Consider the following 16,824-nt stretch of genomic DNA (forward strand, 5'->3'; position numbering starts at 1 on the left):
CGGGCGGCTGGCAACCGGGGAGCGTCGAAAATGCGGACATTCCGCGCATTTTCTTCAAAATGCGCGGAATGTCTGCGCCGCGATGCGGTTATGCCGTACCGCCGACCGTCATCTTGTCGATCCGCAGGGTCGGCTGGCCGACGCCGACCGGCACGCTCTGGCCTTCCTTGCCGCACACGCCGACACCGGTGTCGAGCGACATGTCGTTGCCGATCATGCTCACGTACTTCAGCGATTCCGGGCCGCTGCCGATCAGCGTCGCGCCCTTCACCGGGTAGGTGATCTTGCCGTTCTCGATCATGTACGCCTCGGACGCCGAGAACACGAACTTGCCGTTCGTGATGTCGACCTGGCCGCCGCCGAAGTTCACCGCGTACAGGCCGTTCTTCACCGACGCGATGATTTCCTGCGGATCCTTGTCGCCGTTCAGCATGTACGTGTTGGTCATGCGCGGCATCGGCAGCGCCGCGTACGATTCGCGCCGCGCGTTGCCCGTGACCGGCATCTTCATCAGGCGCGCGTTCAGGGTGTCCTGGATGTAGCCCTTCAGGATGCCGTCCTCGATCAGCGTCGTGCACTGCGTCGGGTTGCCTTCGTCGTCGATGTTCAGCGAGCCGCGGCGGTTCGGCAGCGTGCCGTCGTCGACCACCGTCACGCCCTTCGCGGCGACCTGCTCGCCGATCCGGCCGGCGAACGCGGACGAGCCCTTGCGGTTGAAGTCGCCCTCGAGGCCGTGGCCGATCGCTTCGTGCAGCAGCACGCCCGGCCAGCCCGGCCCGAGCACGACCGTCATCGCGCCGGCCGGCGCGGGGCGTGCGTCGAGGTTCACGAGCGCCGCATGCACAGCGTCGTCGACGTAGCGGGACAGGACTTCGTCGGTGAAGTAGCCGTAGTCGAAGCGGCCGCCGCCGCCGCCGGAGCCGATTTCGCGGCGGCCGTTCTGCTCGGCGATCACCGTGACCGACACGCGTACGAGCGGGCGGATGTCGGCCGCGAGCGCGCCGTCGCTGCGCGCGACCAGCACGACGTCGTATTCGCCGGCGAGGCCGGCCATCACCTGCGTGACGCGCGGGTCGCGGCCGCGCGCCATCTGCTCGATGCGCTCGAGCAGCTTGACCTTGGCCGTCGCGTCGAGCGACGCGAGCGGATCGGACGGCAGGTACAGGTCGCGGCCCGAGATGCCCTTCAGCGACGTGGCCGCCTTGATCTTCTGGCGGCCGCCGCCGGCCGCCGCGATCGCCTTGGTGGCCGCGGCCGCCTGCGCGATCGCTTCCGGGGACAGGTCGTCCGAGTACGCGAACGCGGTGCGGTCGCCCGCGACCGCGCGCACGCCGACGCCCTGGTCGATGCTGAAGCTGCCCGATTTGACGATGCCTTCCTCGAGGCTCCACGCTTCGCTGCGGGTCGCCTGGAAGTACAGGTCCGCGTAGTCGACGCGATGCGTGAAGATGTCGGCGATCGTGCGCGTGAGCAGGCTTTCGTCGAGGCCGTACGGCGTGAGCAGGATGTCCTTCGCCAGCGCGAGGTTGCGGATGCCGGGTTCGATGATGTTCATGCGGATATCGGGGTTTCTCAAAAAGTTGTCGGGTGCTTCTGGGCAGATGGGTTGGCCGCGCGGTGTTTCAAGCGGTGCGGCGGATTCAGGTCAGCACGCGATGCCGCCACGCGGGCAGGCTCTGGCGCACGTCGGCGATGCGCTGCGGATCGAGCGTGCCGCGCACGACGCTTGCGCCCACGTCGCGAACCGCGACGATCTCGCCCCACGGGTCGATCAGCATGCTGTGGCCCCAGGTGCGCCGGCCGTTCTCGTGCTTGCCGCCTTGCGCGGCCGCGAGCACGTAGCACTGGTTCTCGACGGCCCGCGCGCGCAGCAGCGTTTCCCAGTGCGCGCGGCCGGTCGTATAGGTAAATGCCGACGGTACGACGATCAATGCGCAGTCGCCCATCCTGCGATACAGCTCCGGAAAGCGGAGATCGTAACAGACGGACAGGCCGACCCGCCCGAACGGCGCGTCGAACGTCACGACCGTATCGCCCGCGCGGATCGTGCGCGCCTCGTCGAACGACTCGTCGCCTTTCTCGAAGTTGAACAGGTGGATCTTGTCGTAGCGCGCGGCTTCATTGCCGGATGGATCGAACACGAGCGTCGTGTTGAGTACGCGATCGGGCTCCGGGGCCTTCAGCGGCAGCGTGCCGCCGATCACCCAGATGCCGTGGCGACGCGCGGCGTCCGCGAGGAAATGCTGGATCGGGCCGTCCCGGTAAGGTTCGGCGAGCGCGAGCTTGTCGGTGTCGCGGTGACCCATGAAGCAGAAGTACTCGGGCAGCAGCACGAGCTGCGCGCCTTCGCCGGCGGCTTCCGCGATCAGGCGGCGCGCCTCGGCGAGATTGCGCGCGACGTCCGGCGTGCTCACCATCTGCAGCGCGGCGACCTGGAAGGGCGTGGCGGAACGGGTGTGGTCGGTCATCGCTGGATCGGTTGCGTCATAAATGGGGTGCGGCCCGGCACCGTGCGCGGCCCGACGCGCGGCTCAATGGCTCGCCGCATCGGCCGGACCGTGATTCATCTTACCCTGATCGCCCCGCACCCGCTCGATGTGCGGGTGCGCCCACGAGCCGGTGATCGTGTAGTCGAGCGCGAACGCGCGCGACAGCGTCTCCGACAGCGCGTAGTTCGCGGCCAGCACGCCGACGCCGAGCAGCGGGTTGACGATGGCCGCCCCGATCGCCGCCGCGCCCGCGCTGATTTTCGGCGCGACGTGCGCGTGCAGGTCCTGCGTCTCGGTGCCGAGATCCACCGCGCCGCGCACGGTGACGTTCGCGGGCCCGGTCATCATCGAGAAGTCGTCGGTGCGGGCGATTCCGTTCGAGATCCGGCCAGTGCCCGTGATCTTGTCGAACGGCAGCCCCTTGCCGATCACGTCGCGGAAATTCAGCGTCAGGAACCGTGCGAGGCTTTGCAGGCTCAGCACGCCGAGGAGCTTCGCCGCGCCCGGATCGACCTTCAGGATCTGGCCGTGTTCGAGGTCGAGCGCGATCTGGCCGCCGAGCGACGGCAGGTCGACCGCGGTCGGGCCGCCGAGCCAGCCGACCTTGCCGGTGACGGTGCCGTGACCGTCCGCGAGCGTGCGCGGCAGGCCGACGCGGTCGAGCAGCGCGCCCGCGTTGTCGATGTCGAGCTTGAAGTCGAACACGGTGCGGCGCGGTGCGTCGTTTTCGTCGGCGCCGCGGGCAAGCGCGCGGCGCGAGGTGCGCCAGTTGCCGGTCGCCGTCAGCTTCGCGGCCGGGTTCGACAGCTCCAGCTTGTCGAGCTGCCAGACCGGCGTGCCGGCTTCGTCGATGTTGCGCGCGTTGACGACGAGACGGCCGATGTCGTGGTTGCGCGCGACGACCTGGTCGACGATCAGGTCGATCGACGGCATCGGGCGGTCGGTCGGCGTCGGCAGGTTCATCGCGCGGCCGACGAGATCGTGCTGCGCGCTGTCGGGCACCACGAGCTTCGCGAGCCGCGCGTTCAGCACGCCCGCGCCGTTGTGGCCGCCGCCCGGCGCCCATGACAGGTAGCCCGACACCTGGTTCGACGCGATGTTCGCCTGCCAGAGCTCGTCGACGTGCGACGCGCCGACGATCACGTTTTCCCAGTTGCGCTTGAGCAGCTTCAGCGTGCCGAAATGGAGCGCGAAACGCTTCGGCGCGAAGCTCGCGAAATCGACGCGCGGCGCGGCTTGCGGCTCCTGCGCGCGCGGCGTGTCGGGCTTCAGCGTATGGGCCAGCGCGAGCCACGCGTCGGCGTCCAGTTCGTTGACGTCGACGGCCGCGCTCACGCCGTCCTGCGGCATGTCGGGCATCCGGTGGATGCCCATCGCGCCGCGCACCGCGCGCAGCGGCTGGCCGCGCGTCGCGTCGAGCAGGTAGGTCGCGGACACGGGGCCGAGCGTCAGGTCGGCGTGCTCGAGGCGCTTGCCGTCCGCCTGCGGCGCCGGCTGCAGCGTGAAGCTGAACGGCATCGGCGTGCCGGCCGGTTTTGCGAACGGCGCGGGGAAATTCAGTGCCACGCCGGTCAGGTCGGAATGCGCGCTGATGTCGGGCAGGCGGCCCGGCGCGCCGCGCACGGCGACCTTGTACGGCGCGTCGCCGACCACGTGCTCGAGCAGCGCGGCCGCCGGGCCGTGCAGGTTCAGGCCGCGTGCGGCGTCGAGCGCGAGCCGGCCGTCGACGTCCACCGTATACGGGCCGTGCGACTGGAAGTTGCCGCTCGCGCGCACCGGGCCGCCGAGGAAGCGCCCCGACAGGTCGTGCAGCGATGCGCCGGCCTCGGTGAACCGGACACTGCCGCGCAGCGCGGACAGCGGCGGCACGCCGCTCGTCGTCAGCGTGTTGCCGCCGAACGCGAGCGCGCCTTCGATGTGCGTGTGCGGATGCGGGACGTGCTGCGGAATCGTGATCTTGAGCGCGAGCGACGCGGGCCCCTGCGCATCGATCCGCTGGCCGATATGCCCGCTCATCGTGCCGAGCGAGCTGTTGTCCGCGTAGTCGATCAGGTCGGCGAGCGGGCCCTGCGCATGACCGTCGATGATGAGCGGCGAGTGGCTCGGGTTGCCGAGATCGTCGATGCGGCCCGCGACCTTCGTCAGCGCGACGCGCTTGTAGTGCGCACGATCGATGTCGAAGCGCAGCTTGTTCTGCGCGAGCTCGAACACGCCGTTGATCCCGTCGAGCGCCGGCCAGACGCTCGGCGTGCCGTTCGCGAGCTTGCGCGGCGGGTACGGCGTCGGTTCGAAGCGGCCGCCGGTGAACGGCGCGACGATGTGGAACACGCCGGCGTCCGGCTCGTGTTCGAACGGGAATTTCTCGAGCGGGCCGCGCGCGACGATCGACGCACCCTTGGTCACCTGGCCGGCCTGCAGCGCGTGGCCGAGATAGTCGCGCAGGTGTTCGGACATCCCGGTCGGCAGGTAGCGCGGAATGCGCGCCACCGACGCACGGGCGAAATCGGCACGCAGGTCGAGCGAGCCGCGGCCGTGGCCGGGGTTCGTGTACGAGCCGGATACCGCGATTTCGGCATCGGGGTTCGAGACGAGCAGGTCGGGCAGGGTCACGTCGACGCGCGCATGCTTTTCGCCGGCGGCGGGCGTGATCACCCACTTTGCGTTGCCGCGCAGCCGGTCGAACGTCAGGCGCGGCTCGTCGAATTCGCCGGGTACCGTGACTGCCGCGTTGACCGTATCGAAATGCGCGCTGCCGCCCGTCTCGTTCGCATCGACGCGGCCCCACAGGTTCTCGACGCCCGGCCAGCCGGCCCGCGGGTGGCCACGCGGCGACAGCCCGGGCGGCGGCTCCTGCGCGGCGAAGCTGATGCCCTGCAGATCGCCGAGGAAGCGATAGCGGACGATCGGCGCGGCGCCCATGCGCCGCTCCTCGTCGGCGAGGTCGGCCCGCGCGGGCTTCGCGCGTTCGACCTCGATGTGATAGTTCGACACCATCCCGCGCGGGTCGATCTTGATCAGCTCGTTGCGCAGGCGCGCCGGCAGCGGCAGCCCGCGAATGAACTCGCTGAGAATGCCGAGATCGACGCGGTCGCCGACGACGCTCAACAGCTGCCCCTGGCTGGCGGTCGGCACACGGTAGCGGGCCGTCAGCGTCGACAGCGCGAGCGAGCGGGCGAGCGGTGTGCCGTCCGGCAGCGGCGGCTGGCCGAGCTCCGCGTTGAAGCGTGTCAGGTGCAGCGTGTAGTCGTGGCCGGCATCGAGCTGCATGTCCCAGCCGAAGCCGACCGTCGGCACGTCGAGCCGCGGCTGCGTCGGGCGCACGCGCAGCGCGACGTCCGCGCCCTGCAGGTCGCCGCCCGCCGAATGCAGGTGGCCGTCGCTGAAGGTGGCCCAGATCGCGTTGTCGATCCGGCCCGCGTGGATCGTGAGCGGCATGTCGAGGTAGCGCCCGAGCGTCTGCAGGTCGACCGGGCCCGTCGACAGGTACGCGTCGCCCGACCAGTTCGATGGCTTGCCGACCGGTGCGAGCGGCTTGTGCCTGAAGCGCGCGCGGAAATCGAGCGGGCCGAGCAGCAGCGTGCCGTTCGCGGGCGCCTGCAGCGCGGCCTTGTGCACGCGGCCGTCGTTGAGCACCGCGAGCCGGATGCCCGACAGCACGAGCTCCGGCGCGTCGTGCTGCGCGTCGCGCCAGCGCAGCGTGCCGCCGCGCAGCACGATCGCTTCCTGCTTCAGCAGCCACGTGCCGAACGTATCGTTGCCGCCGTGAGTGGTTGCCACGCCGACGCCCGCGACGCTCAACGAGCCGTCGGCCGCGCGCGCGACGACGAGGTCGGGCTGGTCGACGATCAGGCTCGACAGCGCGGGCGACAGCCGCAGCAGCGACATCCAAGACAGCGCGGCCGTCGCATGCGGCACCGACAGCGCGACCTTGCCGTCGTGGCCGCGGATCGTCAGGTTCGTGAGTTCGACGCCCGGCTGCATGCCGGACCAGTTCGGGGAAAGCTTGCCGATCGAAAGCTGCGCGTGGAGCTTGTCGGACACCGCGCGCTCGATGCGCGGGCGGAATTCGTCGATGCGGGGCAGCAGTACGTAGCGCAGCCCGAGGAACGCGCCGGACGCGACGAAGTAGGTGCCGAGCCCGACTGCCAGCGTCACCCGGAACACGCGGCGCAGGACCGGATGATCGTGCTTCGGAGGTCCCGCTTCGGGCGCAGCTACGGCGGATTCCTGACGGTCGGACATGCGGCGGACGGGCGGCGATATGGTAGTTTTGCAGACTGACGTTGAAATGTATCACACGGGTTCGTGCCGGCGGCCGTTGCGGCAGCGCGGCACGGGCTTTCCGGCGCGCGGTTTCGCGGCGGGCGCACGCGCGTCCCGCGATGCCGCGCCGAATCCATGGGGCTGGCCGATAGCGGGGCGCGCACGCGCCGGCCGCTGCCGGCCAGTCTTTCCGCCAGGCCCGCTTCTCGATGACCGACGCTTCCGCCCTGATCAGCACGTCCTATTCCCGATACCTTGCTCGCGCGGCTGCCGCGCGGCCCGCGCTGGCCGAACAGGTCGCCGCGTGGGCCGCCGCGCCGCTCGGCCGCGTGCAGCTCGACGCGCGCCTCACCGAGCTGCTGGCGACGCCGGCCGGCACGGCCGCGCCGACCGAGGAGCAACTGAAGCGCGCGCTGCGGCAGTTGCGTGTCGAGGCGTTCGGCGCGGTCGCGGAACGCGACCTGCGCGGGCTGGCGGACGTCGCCGAGGTCACGGGCGCGATGACCGATCTCGCCGAAGTGGCCGTGCAGCGTTCGCTCGCGCTGCTGTCGGTTGAACTCGAGGCGCTGTACGGCGAGCCGCGCGGCGCCGACGGCCAGCGCGTCGTGCTCGGCGTGGTCGGGATGGGCAAGCTCGGCGGCCGCGAGCTGAACGTGTCGTCGGACATCGACCTGATCTTCGTCTACGAGGACGACGGCGAGACGACCGGCGGCGCGCGTTCGCCGCTGTCCACGCAGGAATACTTCACGCGGCTCGGCCGGCGCCTGATCGGCGTGCTGTCCGAGGTCACGGCCGACGGCTACGTGTTTCGCGTCGACATGCGGCTGCGTCCGAACGGCGATTCGGGGCCGCTCGTCTGCAGCCTCGGCATGCTCGAGGAATATTTCTACGTGCAAGGGCGCGAGTGGGAGCGCTATGCGTGGATCAAGGGGCGGCTCGTGTCGGAAGGCGACAGCGACGCGGCGCGACGGCTGGAGTCGCAGCTCGAGTCGATCGTCAAGCCGTTCGTGTATCGCCGCTATCTCGATTTCGGCGTGATCGGCGCGATCCGCTCGCTGCACCAGCAGATCCGGCAGGAAGCCGCGCGCCGCGCGTCGATGCGGCCCGACAAGTCGGACGACATCAAGCTCGGGCGCGGCGGGATCCGCGAGATCGAGTTCAGCGCGCAGGTATTCCAGCTGATCCGGGGCGGCCAGGATGCGGAATTCCGCGTGCGGCCGACGCTCGCGGTGCTGCGCCATGCGCAGGCGCGCGGGCTGATCGGCGAGGACGTGTGCGCGCGCCTGGCCGATGCTTACAACTTCCTGCGCACGCTCGAACACCGGCTGCAGTACCGCAACGACGCGCAGACGCACGCGATGCCGGTCGAGCCGGATGAACGCGCGGCGCTGGCTGCATCGCTCGGCTTTGCCGACTACGCGGCGCTGATGACGGTGCTGGATGAGCACCGGAACTTTGTCGAGGCGCAGTTCGACCAGATCTTCGCGGACAAGGTGAAGGGCGGCGGCCCTTGCGCGGCGGGTGACGACACGGCCGCCGCATGGATCTGGAGCGGCGCGTTGGGCGACGACGGCGAGGACGATGCGCTGGTCGCGCGCCTCGACGGCCTCGGCTTCGCCGATCCGGCCGCCGTGCTCGCGCGGCTGCGTGCGATCTGGCAATCGACGCGCTACATGGGCCTGCCGGAAAAGAGCCGGCAGCGCTTCGACAGCGTCGCGCAGCGGGCGCTCGAGGCCGCGCCGAACATCGACGCCGCGCGCCGCGACGACACGATCGTGCGCCTGTTCGACCTGCTCGAGACGGTCAGCCGGCGCGGCGTCTATCTCGCGCTGCTGACCGAGTATCCGGCCGCGCTCGACCGCGTGCTGTCGGTGCTCGGCGCGACGCGCTGGGGCGGCGGTTACCTGATCCGCCACCCGCAACTGCTCGACGAGCTGCTCGACGACGAGGCGATCGCGAGCCCGTTCGACTGGCCTGCGTTCAAGGACGCGCTGCGCGCGCGCCTCGCGGCGGCCGACGGCCCCGAGCAGCAGATGGACCTGCTGCGGCACGCGCAGCACGCGGAGGTGTTCCGGATCCTGCTGATCGACCTGGCCGGGCAGCTGTCGGTCGAGCACGTGAGCGACCGGCTGTCCGAGCTGGCCGACGCCGTGCTCGACGTGACGATCGAAGTCGTCTGGTCCCAGCTCGCGAAACGCCATCGCGACGTGCCGAAGTTCGCGGTGATCGCGTACGGCAAGCTGGGCGGCAAGGAGCTCGGCTACGCATCCGATCTCGACCTGATCTTCCTGTACGACGACGCGGACGAGCGCTCGGCGGACGTCTACACGACCTTCACGCGGCGGCTCATCACGTGGCTCACCACGGCGACCGGGGCCGGCGCGCTGTTCGACATCGACCTGCGGCTGCGGCCGAACGGCGAGGCCGGGCTGCTCGTCACCGATCTCGATGCGTTCCGCCGCTACCAGCTGCGCGAGGGCGACGCCGCGAACACCGCGTGGGTGTGGGAGCACCAGGCGCTGACGCGTGCCCGCTACAGCGCGGGCGACGCGCAGATCGGCGCGGACTTCGAGGCGATCCGCCAGCAGGTGCTGACGACGCCGCGCGACGGCGGCGTGCTCGCGAAGGAGATCGTCGACATGCGCGGCAAGGTGTTTGCCGGCCATCCGAACCAGACCGAGCTGTTCGACCTGAAGCACGATCGCGGCGGGATGGTCGACATCGAATTCATCGTCCAGTACTGGGTGCTGCTGCACGCGTCGAGCGACGCCGAGCTGATCCGCAACACGGGCAACATCGCGCTGCTGCGCGAGGTCGCGCGCTTCGGGCTGATGGGCGAGGACGAGGCCGAGCGCGTCGGCGCGGCCTACCGGAAGTACCGGAAGCTGCAGCACAAGCTGCGGCTCGACGGGATGGAGAAGGCGCGGGTCGATCCGGCCGTGGTGGCCGACGAGCGCGCAGCCGTGACGGCGCTGTGGGCGCGCGTGTTCGGGACGGCTGAAACGGGCGTTTGAGTCGGGCGTTCGAATCGGACGTTCGAATCGGGTGTTCGAATTCGTGGAGCAGGGCGGGCGCAATCGGGCGAGCGGCCGTGCGGAAAAAAGACCGGCGCATGCGCCGGTCTTTTTGCATTCGGCCGATGCGATGCCCGCGTCAGGCCGCCAGCATTTCCTTCGCGTGCTTGCGCGTCGTGGCCGTGATCTCGAGCCCGCCGAGCATCCGCGCGACTTCCTCGATCCGGTTGGCGCGGTCGAGCGCGACGACCGTCGACACCGTGCCGCCGCGCTCGTCGGCGCCCTTCGCGACCTGGAAGTGGTGGTCGCCGCGCGCGGCGACCTGCGGCAGGTGCGTCACGCACAGCACCTGGCGATCGCGCCCGAGCTGGTGCAGCAGGCGGCCGACCACTTCGGCGACGCCGCCGCCGATCCCCGTATCGACTTCGTCGAAGATCAGCGTCGGCGTCGGGCTCGCCGCGCTTGCGATCACTGCGAGCGCAAGGCTGATCCGCGCGAGTTCGCCGCCCGACGCGACCTTCGCGAGCGGCCGCAGCGGCACGCCGGGGTGGCCGGCGACCCGGAATTCGACCTGCTCGAGCCCGTGCGGGCCGCCGTCGGCGAGCGGGACGAGCGCGACTTCGAAGCTTCCGCCCGCCATCGACAGTTCCTGCATGCCGGCCGTGACGGCCGTGCCGAGCGCCTTGGCGGCCTGCGCGCGCGCCTTCGACAGATGCCCGGCATCGGCGAGGTAGGCCTCTCGCGCCTTGGCCTGCGTCGCCTCGAGCGCACCGAGATCGGCGGCCGCGTCGAGCGCGGCGAGCTGCGCGCGGCGTGCCGCGTGTTCTTCGTGCAGCGTGTCGGGCGGCAACCGGAACTTGCGGGCGGTCGAGTGCAGCGCATCGAGGCGCGTTTCGACCTGCGCGAGCCGCTCGGGATCGAGATCGACGCGCTGCGCATAGTGCGACAGCGAGTAGACGGCTTCCTGCAGCTGGATCTCGGCCGGTTCGAGCGACGCGAGCGCGTCGCCGAGCGCGGTGTCGTAGTCGGCCAGGCTGCGCAGCTTCGACACGATCGCACCGAGCTGCGCGAGCATCGCGTCGTCGGCCTCGGACAACGCGTTGAGTGCGCCGCGCACGCCGTCGATCAGGTTCGCCGAATGCGACAGGCGCTTGTGCTCGTTGCTGACTTCGTCCCATTCGCCGGGCTGCGGCGCGAGCTTGTCGAGCTCGGCGAGCTGCCACGCGAGCTTTTCGCGTTCGAGCTGCAGCTCCCGCTCGTGCGCCTTCGCGGCCTCGATCGCCTGCGCCGCGTCGCGCCACACGCGCCACGCGCGCGCGACGTTCGCCGCATCGGCGACGAGCCCCGCGTGCGTGTCGAACAGCTCGCGCTGCGCGTCGGGCCGCATCAGCAGCTGGTGCGCATGCTGGCCGTGGATGTCGACGAGCATTTCGCCGAGTTCGCGCAGTTGCGCGAGCGTCGCGCTGGTGCCGTTGATGAACGCGCGCGACCGGCCGTTCGCGTCGATCACGCGGCGCAGCATCACGGTGTCCTCGGTGTCGAACGCGTGTTCGTCGAGCCAGCGCGCGACGCGGTCGTGCGGCGTGAATTCGGCGGTGATGTCGGCGCGGCCGCAGCCGGTGCGCACGACGCTCGCGTCGGCACGTTCGCCGAGCGCGAGGGCGAGGGCGTCGATCAGGATCGATTTCCCGGCGCCGGTTTCACCGGAAAAGACGGAAAAGCCGCTGTCGAATTCGAGATCGAGCGCGGCGACGATGACGAAGTCGCGGATCGAGAGGTGGCGGAGCATGGTGTCGGGCGGAGCGGCGTCAGGACGCCTTGTCGTCTTCGTTCGAGGCGTGTTCGTTCCAGTGCAGCTTCTTGCGCAGCGTCGCGTAGTAGCTGTAGCCGATCGGGTGCAGGAACGGCACTGTGTGCTTCGAGCGGCGCACCTCGATCGTGTCGTTCAGCTCGAGCGACGTGAACGACTGCATGTCGAAGTTCACGTTGACGTCGCGCCCGCCGACGATCTGGATCGCGATCTTCGAATCGTCGGGCAGCACGATCGGCCGGTTCGACAGCGCGTGTGGCGCGATCGGCACGAGCACGATGCCCTGCAGCTGCGGATGGAGGATCGGGCCGGCCGACGACAGCGCGTAAGCAGTCGAGCCGGTCGGCGTGGCGACGATCAGGCCGTCCGAACGCTGGTTGTACATGTACCGGCCGTCGACCGACGCGCGCAGCTCGACCATCCCGGAGAAGCCGCTGCGGTTCACGACGACGTCGTTGAATGCGAGCGCGTGGTAGATCGGTTCGCCGTCGCGCATGATCCGGGCCTCGAGCAGCGAGCGCTCCTCGCGCTCGAACTTGCCCGACAGGATCACCGGGACGAGTGCCTGCATGTCGGCCGCCGCGATATCGGTGATGAAGCCGAGCCGCCCGTGGTTGATCCCGATCAGCGGTGTCTTGTATGGCGCGAGCTGACGGCCGATGCCGAGCATCGTCCCGTCGCCGCCCAGTACGACCGCCACGTCGGCGCGCGCCCCGATTTCGGCCGGGGTCAGCGCCGGGTAGCCGGTGATGCCGATCTCGCGCGCGGTCTCGGCTTCGAAGACGACTTCGAAGCCCCGCTTGGCGATGCAGGCGGCCAGCGTGGCGAGCGGCTCGGCGATGTTCGGCGTGTTGCTCCGGCCGACGAGCGCGACAGTGTTGAACTGATTACCGGTTTTCATGCCGGCATTACACCATAGCTCGTTGACGAAAAGAACCGGCTGTGCGCTGACGGGGCCGGATCGGGTCGGCCCGCGCATCGGTGGCCGACGCCACTCGCCGCGGTCGCGCGGTTGCGCTAAAATTTTCCACCATGCTAGATCCTCGCGCACGAACCCTCCTGAAAACCCTGATCGAACGGTATATCGCCGACGGTCAGCCAGTCGGATCGCGCACGTTGTCCCGTTACTCCGGGCTCGAGCTGAGCCCGGCGACGATCCGCAACGTGATGTCCGACCTGGAGGAGCTCGGCCTCGTGTCGAGCCCGCACACGTCGGCCGGCCGCGTGCCGACGCCGCGCGGCTACCGGCTGTTCGTCGACACGATGCTGACGGTCGAGGTGCCGATCGACGCCGAGGCCGTCGCGCGGCAGGTGCAGAACACGCTGCAGGCCGGCGAGCCGCAGCAGCGCGTCGTGGCGGCCGCTGCGAGCGTGCTGTCGAACCTGTCGCAGTTCGCGGGCGTCGTGCTGACGCCGCGCCGCAGCCACGTGTTCAAGCAGATCGAGTTCATGCGCCTGTCGGACAAGCGCATCCTGCTGATCATCGTGACGCCCGAGGGCGACGTGCAGAACCGGATGCTCGCGACGCCGCGCGACTACTCGCCGTCGCAACTGACCGAGGCGTCCAACTACATCAACGCGCATTTCGCCGGACTGTCGTTCGACGAGGTGCGCCGTCGCCTGCGCGACGAGATTGACCAGTTGCGCGGCGACATGACCACGCTGATGCATGCGGCCGTGACGGCCAGCACCGAGGTGCCCGACACCGAGGACACCGTGCTGATTTCCGGCGAGCGCAACCTGCTCGAGGTGGCGGATCTGTCGTCCGACATGGCCCGGCTGCGCAAGCTGTTCGACGTATTCGACCAAAAGACGGGCCTCCTGCAACTGCTCGACGTGTCGAGCCACGCCCAGGGCGTGCAGATCTTCATCGGCGGCGAATCGACGCTCGTGCCGATCGAGGAAATGAGCGTCGTTACCGCCCCTTACGAGGTGAACGGGCAGATCGTCGGCACGCTCGGCGTGATCGGCCCGACCCGCATGGCGTACAACCGCGTGATCCCGATCGTCGACATCACCGCGCGGCTGCTGTCGCTCACGCTGAGCCAGCAGTAGCCTGCGAGCGCCAGCCCGATCCCGCCCCGTCATCGTGCCGCGGCGCCGCGTGCGCCGACAGTCGGCCGAACGGCCAGCCGACCGGCGCGAGGCGGCCCGCTATAATTGAGAGCCGTCCGGTCCCGTGCCCCGAGCACGTTCTTGCCCATGCGTTTCGATCTTGAGCCGCCTTCGAGTATCGCGGCTGCCCATCGCATCGGCGTGCTGCTGATCAATCTCGGCACGCCCGATGCGCCCACGCCGCGTGCCGTGCGGCGCTATCTGGCCGAATTCCTGTCGGATCCGCGGGTCGTCGAGATTCCGCAGGCCGTCTGGCAAGTGCTGCTGCGCACGCTGATCCTGCCGCTGCGCGGCCGCGCGTCCGCGAAGAAATACGCGGCCGTCTGGATGCCCGAGGGCTCGCCGCTGCGCGTGCATACCGTGCGCCAGACCGACGGCGTGCGGCACCTGCTCGCGTCGAACGGTTATCAAGTGCAGGTCGACTACGCGATGCGCTACGGCAGTCCGAACATTTCGCACGCGCTCGCGCAGTTCAAGCGCGCCGGCGTCGAGCGCGTGCTGCTGATGCCGATGTATCCGCAATACTCGGCGTCGACCACGGCCACCGCATTCGACGCCGCATTCGACGCGCTCTCGCGCATGCGCAACCAGCCGGAGGTGCGCACGATACGGCACTACGCAGACCATCCGGCCTATATCCACGCGCTGGCCGAGCAGGTGCGCCAGTATTGGGCGCAGCACGGCCGGCCGGACTTCGCGGCCGGCGACAAGCTCGTGCTGAGCTTTCACGGCGTGCCGAAGCGCACGCTCGACCTCGGCGATCCCTATCACGACCAGTGCCAGCAGACGGGCGCGCTGCTGATGGCCGCGCTCGGGTTGTCGACGACCGAGTGCCGCGTCACGTTCCAGTCGCGTTTCGGCAAGGCCGAATGGCTGCAGCCTTATACCGCGCCGACGCTGCGCGAGTTCGGCGAGGCCGGCGTACAGCGGGCCGACGTGTTCTGTCCCGGTTTCACGGCCGATTGCCTGGAGACGATCGAGGAGATCGGCATGGAGGTGCGCGACGAGTTCCTCGCCGGTGGCGGCAAGGCATTCCACCGGATTCCGTGCCTGAATGGCGCGCCCGCGTGGATCGGCGCGCTCGGCGAGATCGTCGCCGAGAATCTGCAGGGCTGGCCGGTCAAGGCCGCGCAGCCCGAAACGGTGGGTGAGGTGCGATGAATTACAAGATTTCGACCGAACCGGGCGCGAAGCTGCGCATCGACAAATGGCTGTGGGCGGCCCGGTTCTTCAAGACGCGCTCGCTTGCGACCGATGCGGTCGACAAGGGGCACGTGAAGATCGGCGGGGCTGCAGTCAAGCCGGCGAAGGAAGTGCGCGTGGGCGACGAGGTCGAAATTGCGATCGACGGCGTCGTCTGGCACATTGCCGTACTCGGCGTGTGCGACGTGCGCGGGCCGGCGAGCGTCGCGCAGACGCTTTACGAGGAAACGGAAGCGGGGCGGGCCGCACGGCTCGCCGAACTGGAGCGGCGCCGCACGTATCGCGAGCCGGCGGCCGAATTGCACGGCCGGCCGACGAAGCGCGACCGGCGCATCATCGACAGATTTTCTGGTGGGAGCTGAACATCTGGTCGAACGTCGCCCGCGCGCTCCCGTATTCGGTCGTGCGGTCGGTGACGGCTCCCGACAGGCAGATGGTGGTGGTGCCGGCAATGAGTACCAGCGCGACCACCGATATCGCAAAGGTCAGTTTCACGGTACTCCCCTCGAGAAGGGGTGAAAACGGCGCCAGGTGGTGGTTGTAAGGCGTCGGTCAGCTAAGGGTAAACACGCTTTTCCGACGCTTGAGTGGAGTGTAGTGCAGCGGGACTGTGCCAAGCTAGTACTTGCCAGGTAAGCGTTGTTACAGCCCGTTTCGCCTGCTTTGGCGGACTATGCGTGCGATGCACCGGTGCGACGCGCGGTTGTTTCGCGGCATTGGAGAATGCCGGCGAATAACCCTCTTGAAATCGCAGTTTTCACCCTTATTTGCACCAGCAATGTGCGGTGCCGCCGGGTATACGGTCCGGCGGTTGCCGATTTGGCTTCAACCTCTAATCGACTTTCAGCGACATGGAAAACACGCAAGAGAACCCGTCTACCCAATCGGCCGAAGATATCGGCAGCGAGAAGCAGGCGGCGCAAGGCGCTGCTCCCGCCGCCGAAGCAGCCGACGCGGCGCTCGCGGAGGCTCAAGCCAAGGTCGCCGAGCTGCAGGAGAGCTACCTGCGGGCGAAGGCCGAGACCGAGAACGTCCGCCGCCGCGCGCAGGACGACGTCTCGAAGGCGCACAAGTTCGCGATCGAGAGCTTCGCGGAGCACCTGCTGCCCGTGCTGGACAGCCTGGAAGCGGCCGTCAACGATACGTCCGGCGACATCGCGAAGGTGCGCGAAGGTGTCGAGCTGACGCTGCGCCAACTGACGAGCGCACTCGAGAAGGGCCGCGTCGTCGCGATCAACCCGGTCGGCGAGAAGTTCGATCCGCACCAGCACCAGGCGATCTCGATGGTGCCGGCCGAGCAGGAGCCGAACACCGTCGTCACGGTGCTGCAGAAGGGTTACACGATCGCCGACCGCGTGCTGCGTCCGGCGCTCGTCACCGTCGCGCAGCCGAAGTAAGGGCGTCGCGATGGGGCCCGCCGGCGTCGATCCGGCCGCATTTGACGCGTTCGACATGCAGGCGCTGGACGCCGGCACGTTCGACGCGGCGATCGACGGCGCGGGGGACGCGCTTGCGGTGGTGTTCTTCTGGGGCGTCGACTGCTTCAACTGCGAGATCGCGAAGAAGGCGATGCTCGCCCAGCCCGACGCCATCCGCGCGCTGGGCTTGAAGTGGTTCCATTGCAACGTGTACGAACACCACCAGCTGGGGCGCCGCTTCGGGCTGCACGGTGTGCCGACGTGGTTCTTCTTCCACCGCGGCAAGCGGCTCGGCCGCGCGACGGGCTGGCATGGCCTCGCGCAGTTCCAGGCGGCCGTGTCGGCGGCGCGCGCGAAAATCGCAGCGGCGGGCAGCGATCCCCTAGCCGGCGGCGATTGAAAAAATTTAATATCCGCATCGCTCGGCGGGTCTTGAAAACGGATCGGCCGGACGCATTTCGGGAACAGAGTTGAATTCTGGCGCGCGAAACCGCCCCAAAACGCGGGGTTTT

At 69.2% G+C, this 16,824-nt stretch carries 12 protein-coding genes; 6 read left to right on the forward strand and 6 right to left on the reverse strand.

Annotation, left to right across the window (positions count from 1 at the left end; translation table 11 throughout):
* Positions 1 to 88: 88 nt before the first annotated feature.
* From tldD to APZ15_RS07290, 3 genes are all read right to left on the reverse strand, one after another.
* On the reverse strand, positions 89 to 1,555 hold the full coding sequence (tldD, locus tag APZ15_RS07280) for a metalloprotease TldD (RefSeq protein WP_021163847.1): 1,467 nt from the start codon (positions 1,553 to 1,555) through the stop codon (positions 89 to 91).
* Between the two features lie 85 nt (positions 1,556 to 1,640).
* Entirely contained in the window at positions 1,641 to 2,468 is an 828-nt protein-coding gene (locus tag APZ15_RS07285) for a carbon-nitrogen hydrolase family protein (RefSeq protein ID WP_027788322.1), read from the reverse strand.
* Between the two features lie 63 nt (positions 2,469 to 2,531).
* A complete protein-coding gene (locus APZ15_RS07290; protein WP_027788321.1) occupies positions 2,532 to 6,731 on the reverse strand; it encodes a YhdP family phospholipid transporter in 4,200 nt (1,399 codons plus the stop codon).
* A 230-nt stretch (positions 6,732 to 6,961) separates the two neighbouring features.
* Between APZ15_RS07290 and glnE the strand changes: the two genes are divergently transcribed.
* Positions 6,962 to 9,766: a bifunctional [glutamate--ammonia ligase]-adenylyl-L-tyrosine phosphorylase/[glutamate--ammonia-ligase] adenylyltransferase gene (glnE, locus tag APZ15_RS07295; protein ID WP_027788320.1), complete on the forward strand. Its 2,805-nt coding sequence runs from the start codon at positions 6,962 to 6,964 to the stop codon at positions 9,764 to 9,766.
* A 139-nt stretch (positions 9,767 to 9,905) separates the two neighbouring features.
* On the opposite strand, the gene recN is transcribed toward glnE, so the two are convergent.
* Together recN and APZ15_RS07305 are read right to left on the reverse strand one after the other, a co-directional pair.
* Positions 9,906 to 11,555: a DNA repair protein RecN gene (gene recN, locus APZ15_RS07300; RefSeq protein WP_027788319.1), complete on the reverse strand. Its 1,650-nt coding sequence runs from the start codon at positions 11,553 to 11,555 to the stop codon at positions 9,906 to 9,908.
* Between the two features lie 19 nt (positions 11,556 to 11,574).
* Complete coding sequence (locus APZ15_RS07305) at positions 11,575 to 12,477, reverse strand: NAD kinase (protein ID WP_027788318.1); 903 nt, start codon at positions 12,475 to 12,477, stop codon at positions 11,575 to 11,577.
* A gap of 131 nt (positions 12,478 to 12,608) precedes the next feature.
* Here APZ15_RS07305 and hrcA point away from each other — a divergent pair, with 131 nt between their 5' ends.
* The 3 genes from hrcA (at position 12,609) to APZ15_RS07320 (ending at position 15,256) form a co-directional block, all read left to right on the forward strand.
* Positions 12,609 to 13,631 (forward strand): heat-inducible transcriptional repressor HrcA, encoded by a 1,023-nt coding sequence (gene hrcA, locus APZ15_RS07310; protein WP_021162218.1) that lies wholly within the window; start codon positions 12,609 to 12,611, stop codon positions 13,629 to 13,631.
* A gap of 147 nt (positions 13,632 to 13,778) precedes the next feature.
* Positions 13,779 to 14,852 (forward strand): ferrochelatase, encoded by a 1,074-nt coding sequence (hemH, locus tag APZ15_RS07315; RefSeq protein WP_027788317.1) that lies wholly within the window; start codon positions 13,779 to 13,781, stop codon positions 14,850 to 14,852.
* Positions 14,849 to 15,256, forward strand: a complete 408-nt coding sequence (locus tag APZ15_RS07320; RefSeq protein ID WP_027788316.1) for an RNA-binding S4 domain-containing protein — start codon at positions 14,849 to 14,851, stop codon at positions 15,254 to 15,256. The genes hemH and APZ15_RS07320 overlap by 4 nt, the downstream gene beginning before the upstream one ends.
* On the opposite strand, the gene APZ15_RS41690 is transcribed toward APZ15_RS07320, so the two are convergent.
* Entirely contained in the window at positions 15,228 to 15,389 is a 162-nt protein-coding gene (locus APZ15_RS41690) for a hypothetical protein (protein WP_006476841.1), read from the reverse strand. The two genes, APZ15_RS07320 and APZ15_RS41690, sit on opposite strands and share 29 nt — an antisense overlap.
* 356 nt (positions 15,390 to 15,745) lie before the next feature.
* On the opposite strand from APZ15_RS41690, the gene grpE reads away from it, so the two are divergent.
* The gene (grpE, locus tag APZ15_RS07325) at positions 15,746 to 16,291 is read left to right on the forward strand and encodes a nucleotide exchange factor GrpE (RefSeq protein WP_027788315.1); all 546 of its coding nucleotides are present in this window, start codon (positions 15,746 to 15,748) and stop codon (positions 16,289 to 16,291) included.
* A 10-nt stretch (positions 16,292 to 16,301) separates the two neighbouring features.
* Positions 16,302 to 16,712, forward strand: a complete 411-nt coding sequence (locus APZ15_RS07330) for a thioredoxin family protein (protein WP_027788314.1) — start codon at positions 16,302 to 16,304, stop codon at positions 16,710 to 16,712.
* The last annotated feature ends 112 nt before the right edge of the window (positions 16,713 to 16,824 follow it).

Origin of the sequence: Burkholderia cepacia ATCC 25416 (genome assembly GCF_001411495.1) — a bacterium.
In the GTDB taxonomy this organism is placed as follows: Bacteria; Pseudomonadota; Gammaproteobacteria; order Burkholderiales; family Burkholderiaceae; genus Burkholderia; species Burkholderia cepacia.

Excerpts from the sequence above, each read along its gene's own strand:
- APZ15_RS07305 (WP_027788318.1), bottom strand. The coding sequence starts at position 12,477 with ATGAAAACCGGTAATCAGTTCAACACTGTCGCGCTCGTCGGCCGGAGC.
- APZ15_RS07290 (WP_027788321.1), bottom strand. The coding sequence starts at position 6,731 with ATGTCCGACCGTCAGGAATCCGCCGTAGCTGCGCCCGAAGCGGGACCT.
- APZ15_RS07330 (WP_027788314.1), top strand. The coding sequence starts at position 16,302 with ATGGGGCCCGCCGGCGTCGATCCGGCCGCATTTGACGCGTTCGACATG.
- hemH (WP_027788317.1), top strand. The coding sequence starts at position 13,779 with ATGCGTTTCGATCTTGAGCCGCCTTCGAGTATCGCGGCTGCCCATCGC.
- grpE (WP_027788315.1), top strand. The coding sequence starts at position 15,746 with ATGGAAAACACGCAAGAGAACCCGTCTACCCAATCGGCCGAAGATATC.
- glnE (WP_027788320.1), top strand. The coding sequence starts at position 6,962 with ATGACCGACGCTTCCGCCCTGATCAGCACGTCCTATTCCCGATACCTT.
- hrcA (WP_021162218.1), top strand. The coding sequence starts at position 12,609 with ATGCTAGATCCTCGCGCACGAACCCTCCTGAAAACCCTGATCGAACGG.
- APZ15_RS07285 (WP_027788322.1), bottom strand. The coding sequence starts at position 2,468 with ATGACCGACCACACCCGTTCCGCCACGCCCTTCCAGGTCGCCGCGCTG.
- APZ15_RS07320 (WP_027788316.1), top strand. The coding sequence starts at position 14,849 with ATGAATTACAAGATTTCGACCGAACCGGGCGCGAAGCTGCGCATCGAC.
- recN (WP_027788319.1), bottom strand. The coding sequence starts at position 11,555 with ATGCTCCGCCACCTCTCGATCCGCGACTTCGTCATCGTCGCCGCGCTC.
- tldD (WP_021163847.1), bottom strand. The coding sequence starts at position 1,555 with ATGAACATCATCGAACCCGGCATCCGCAACCTCGCGCTGGCGAAGGAC.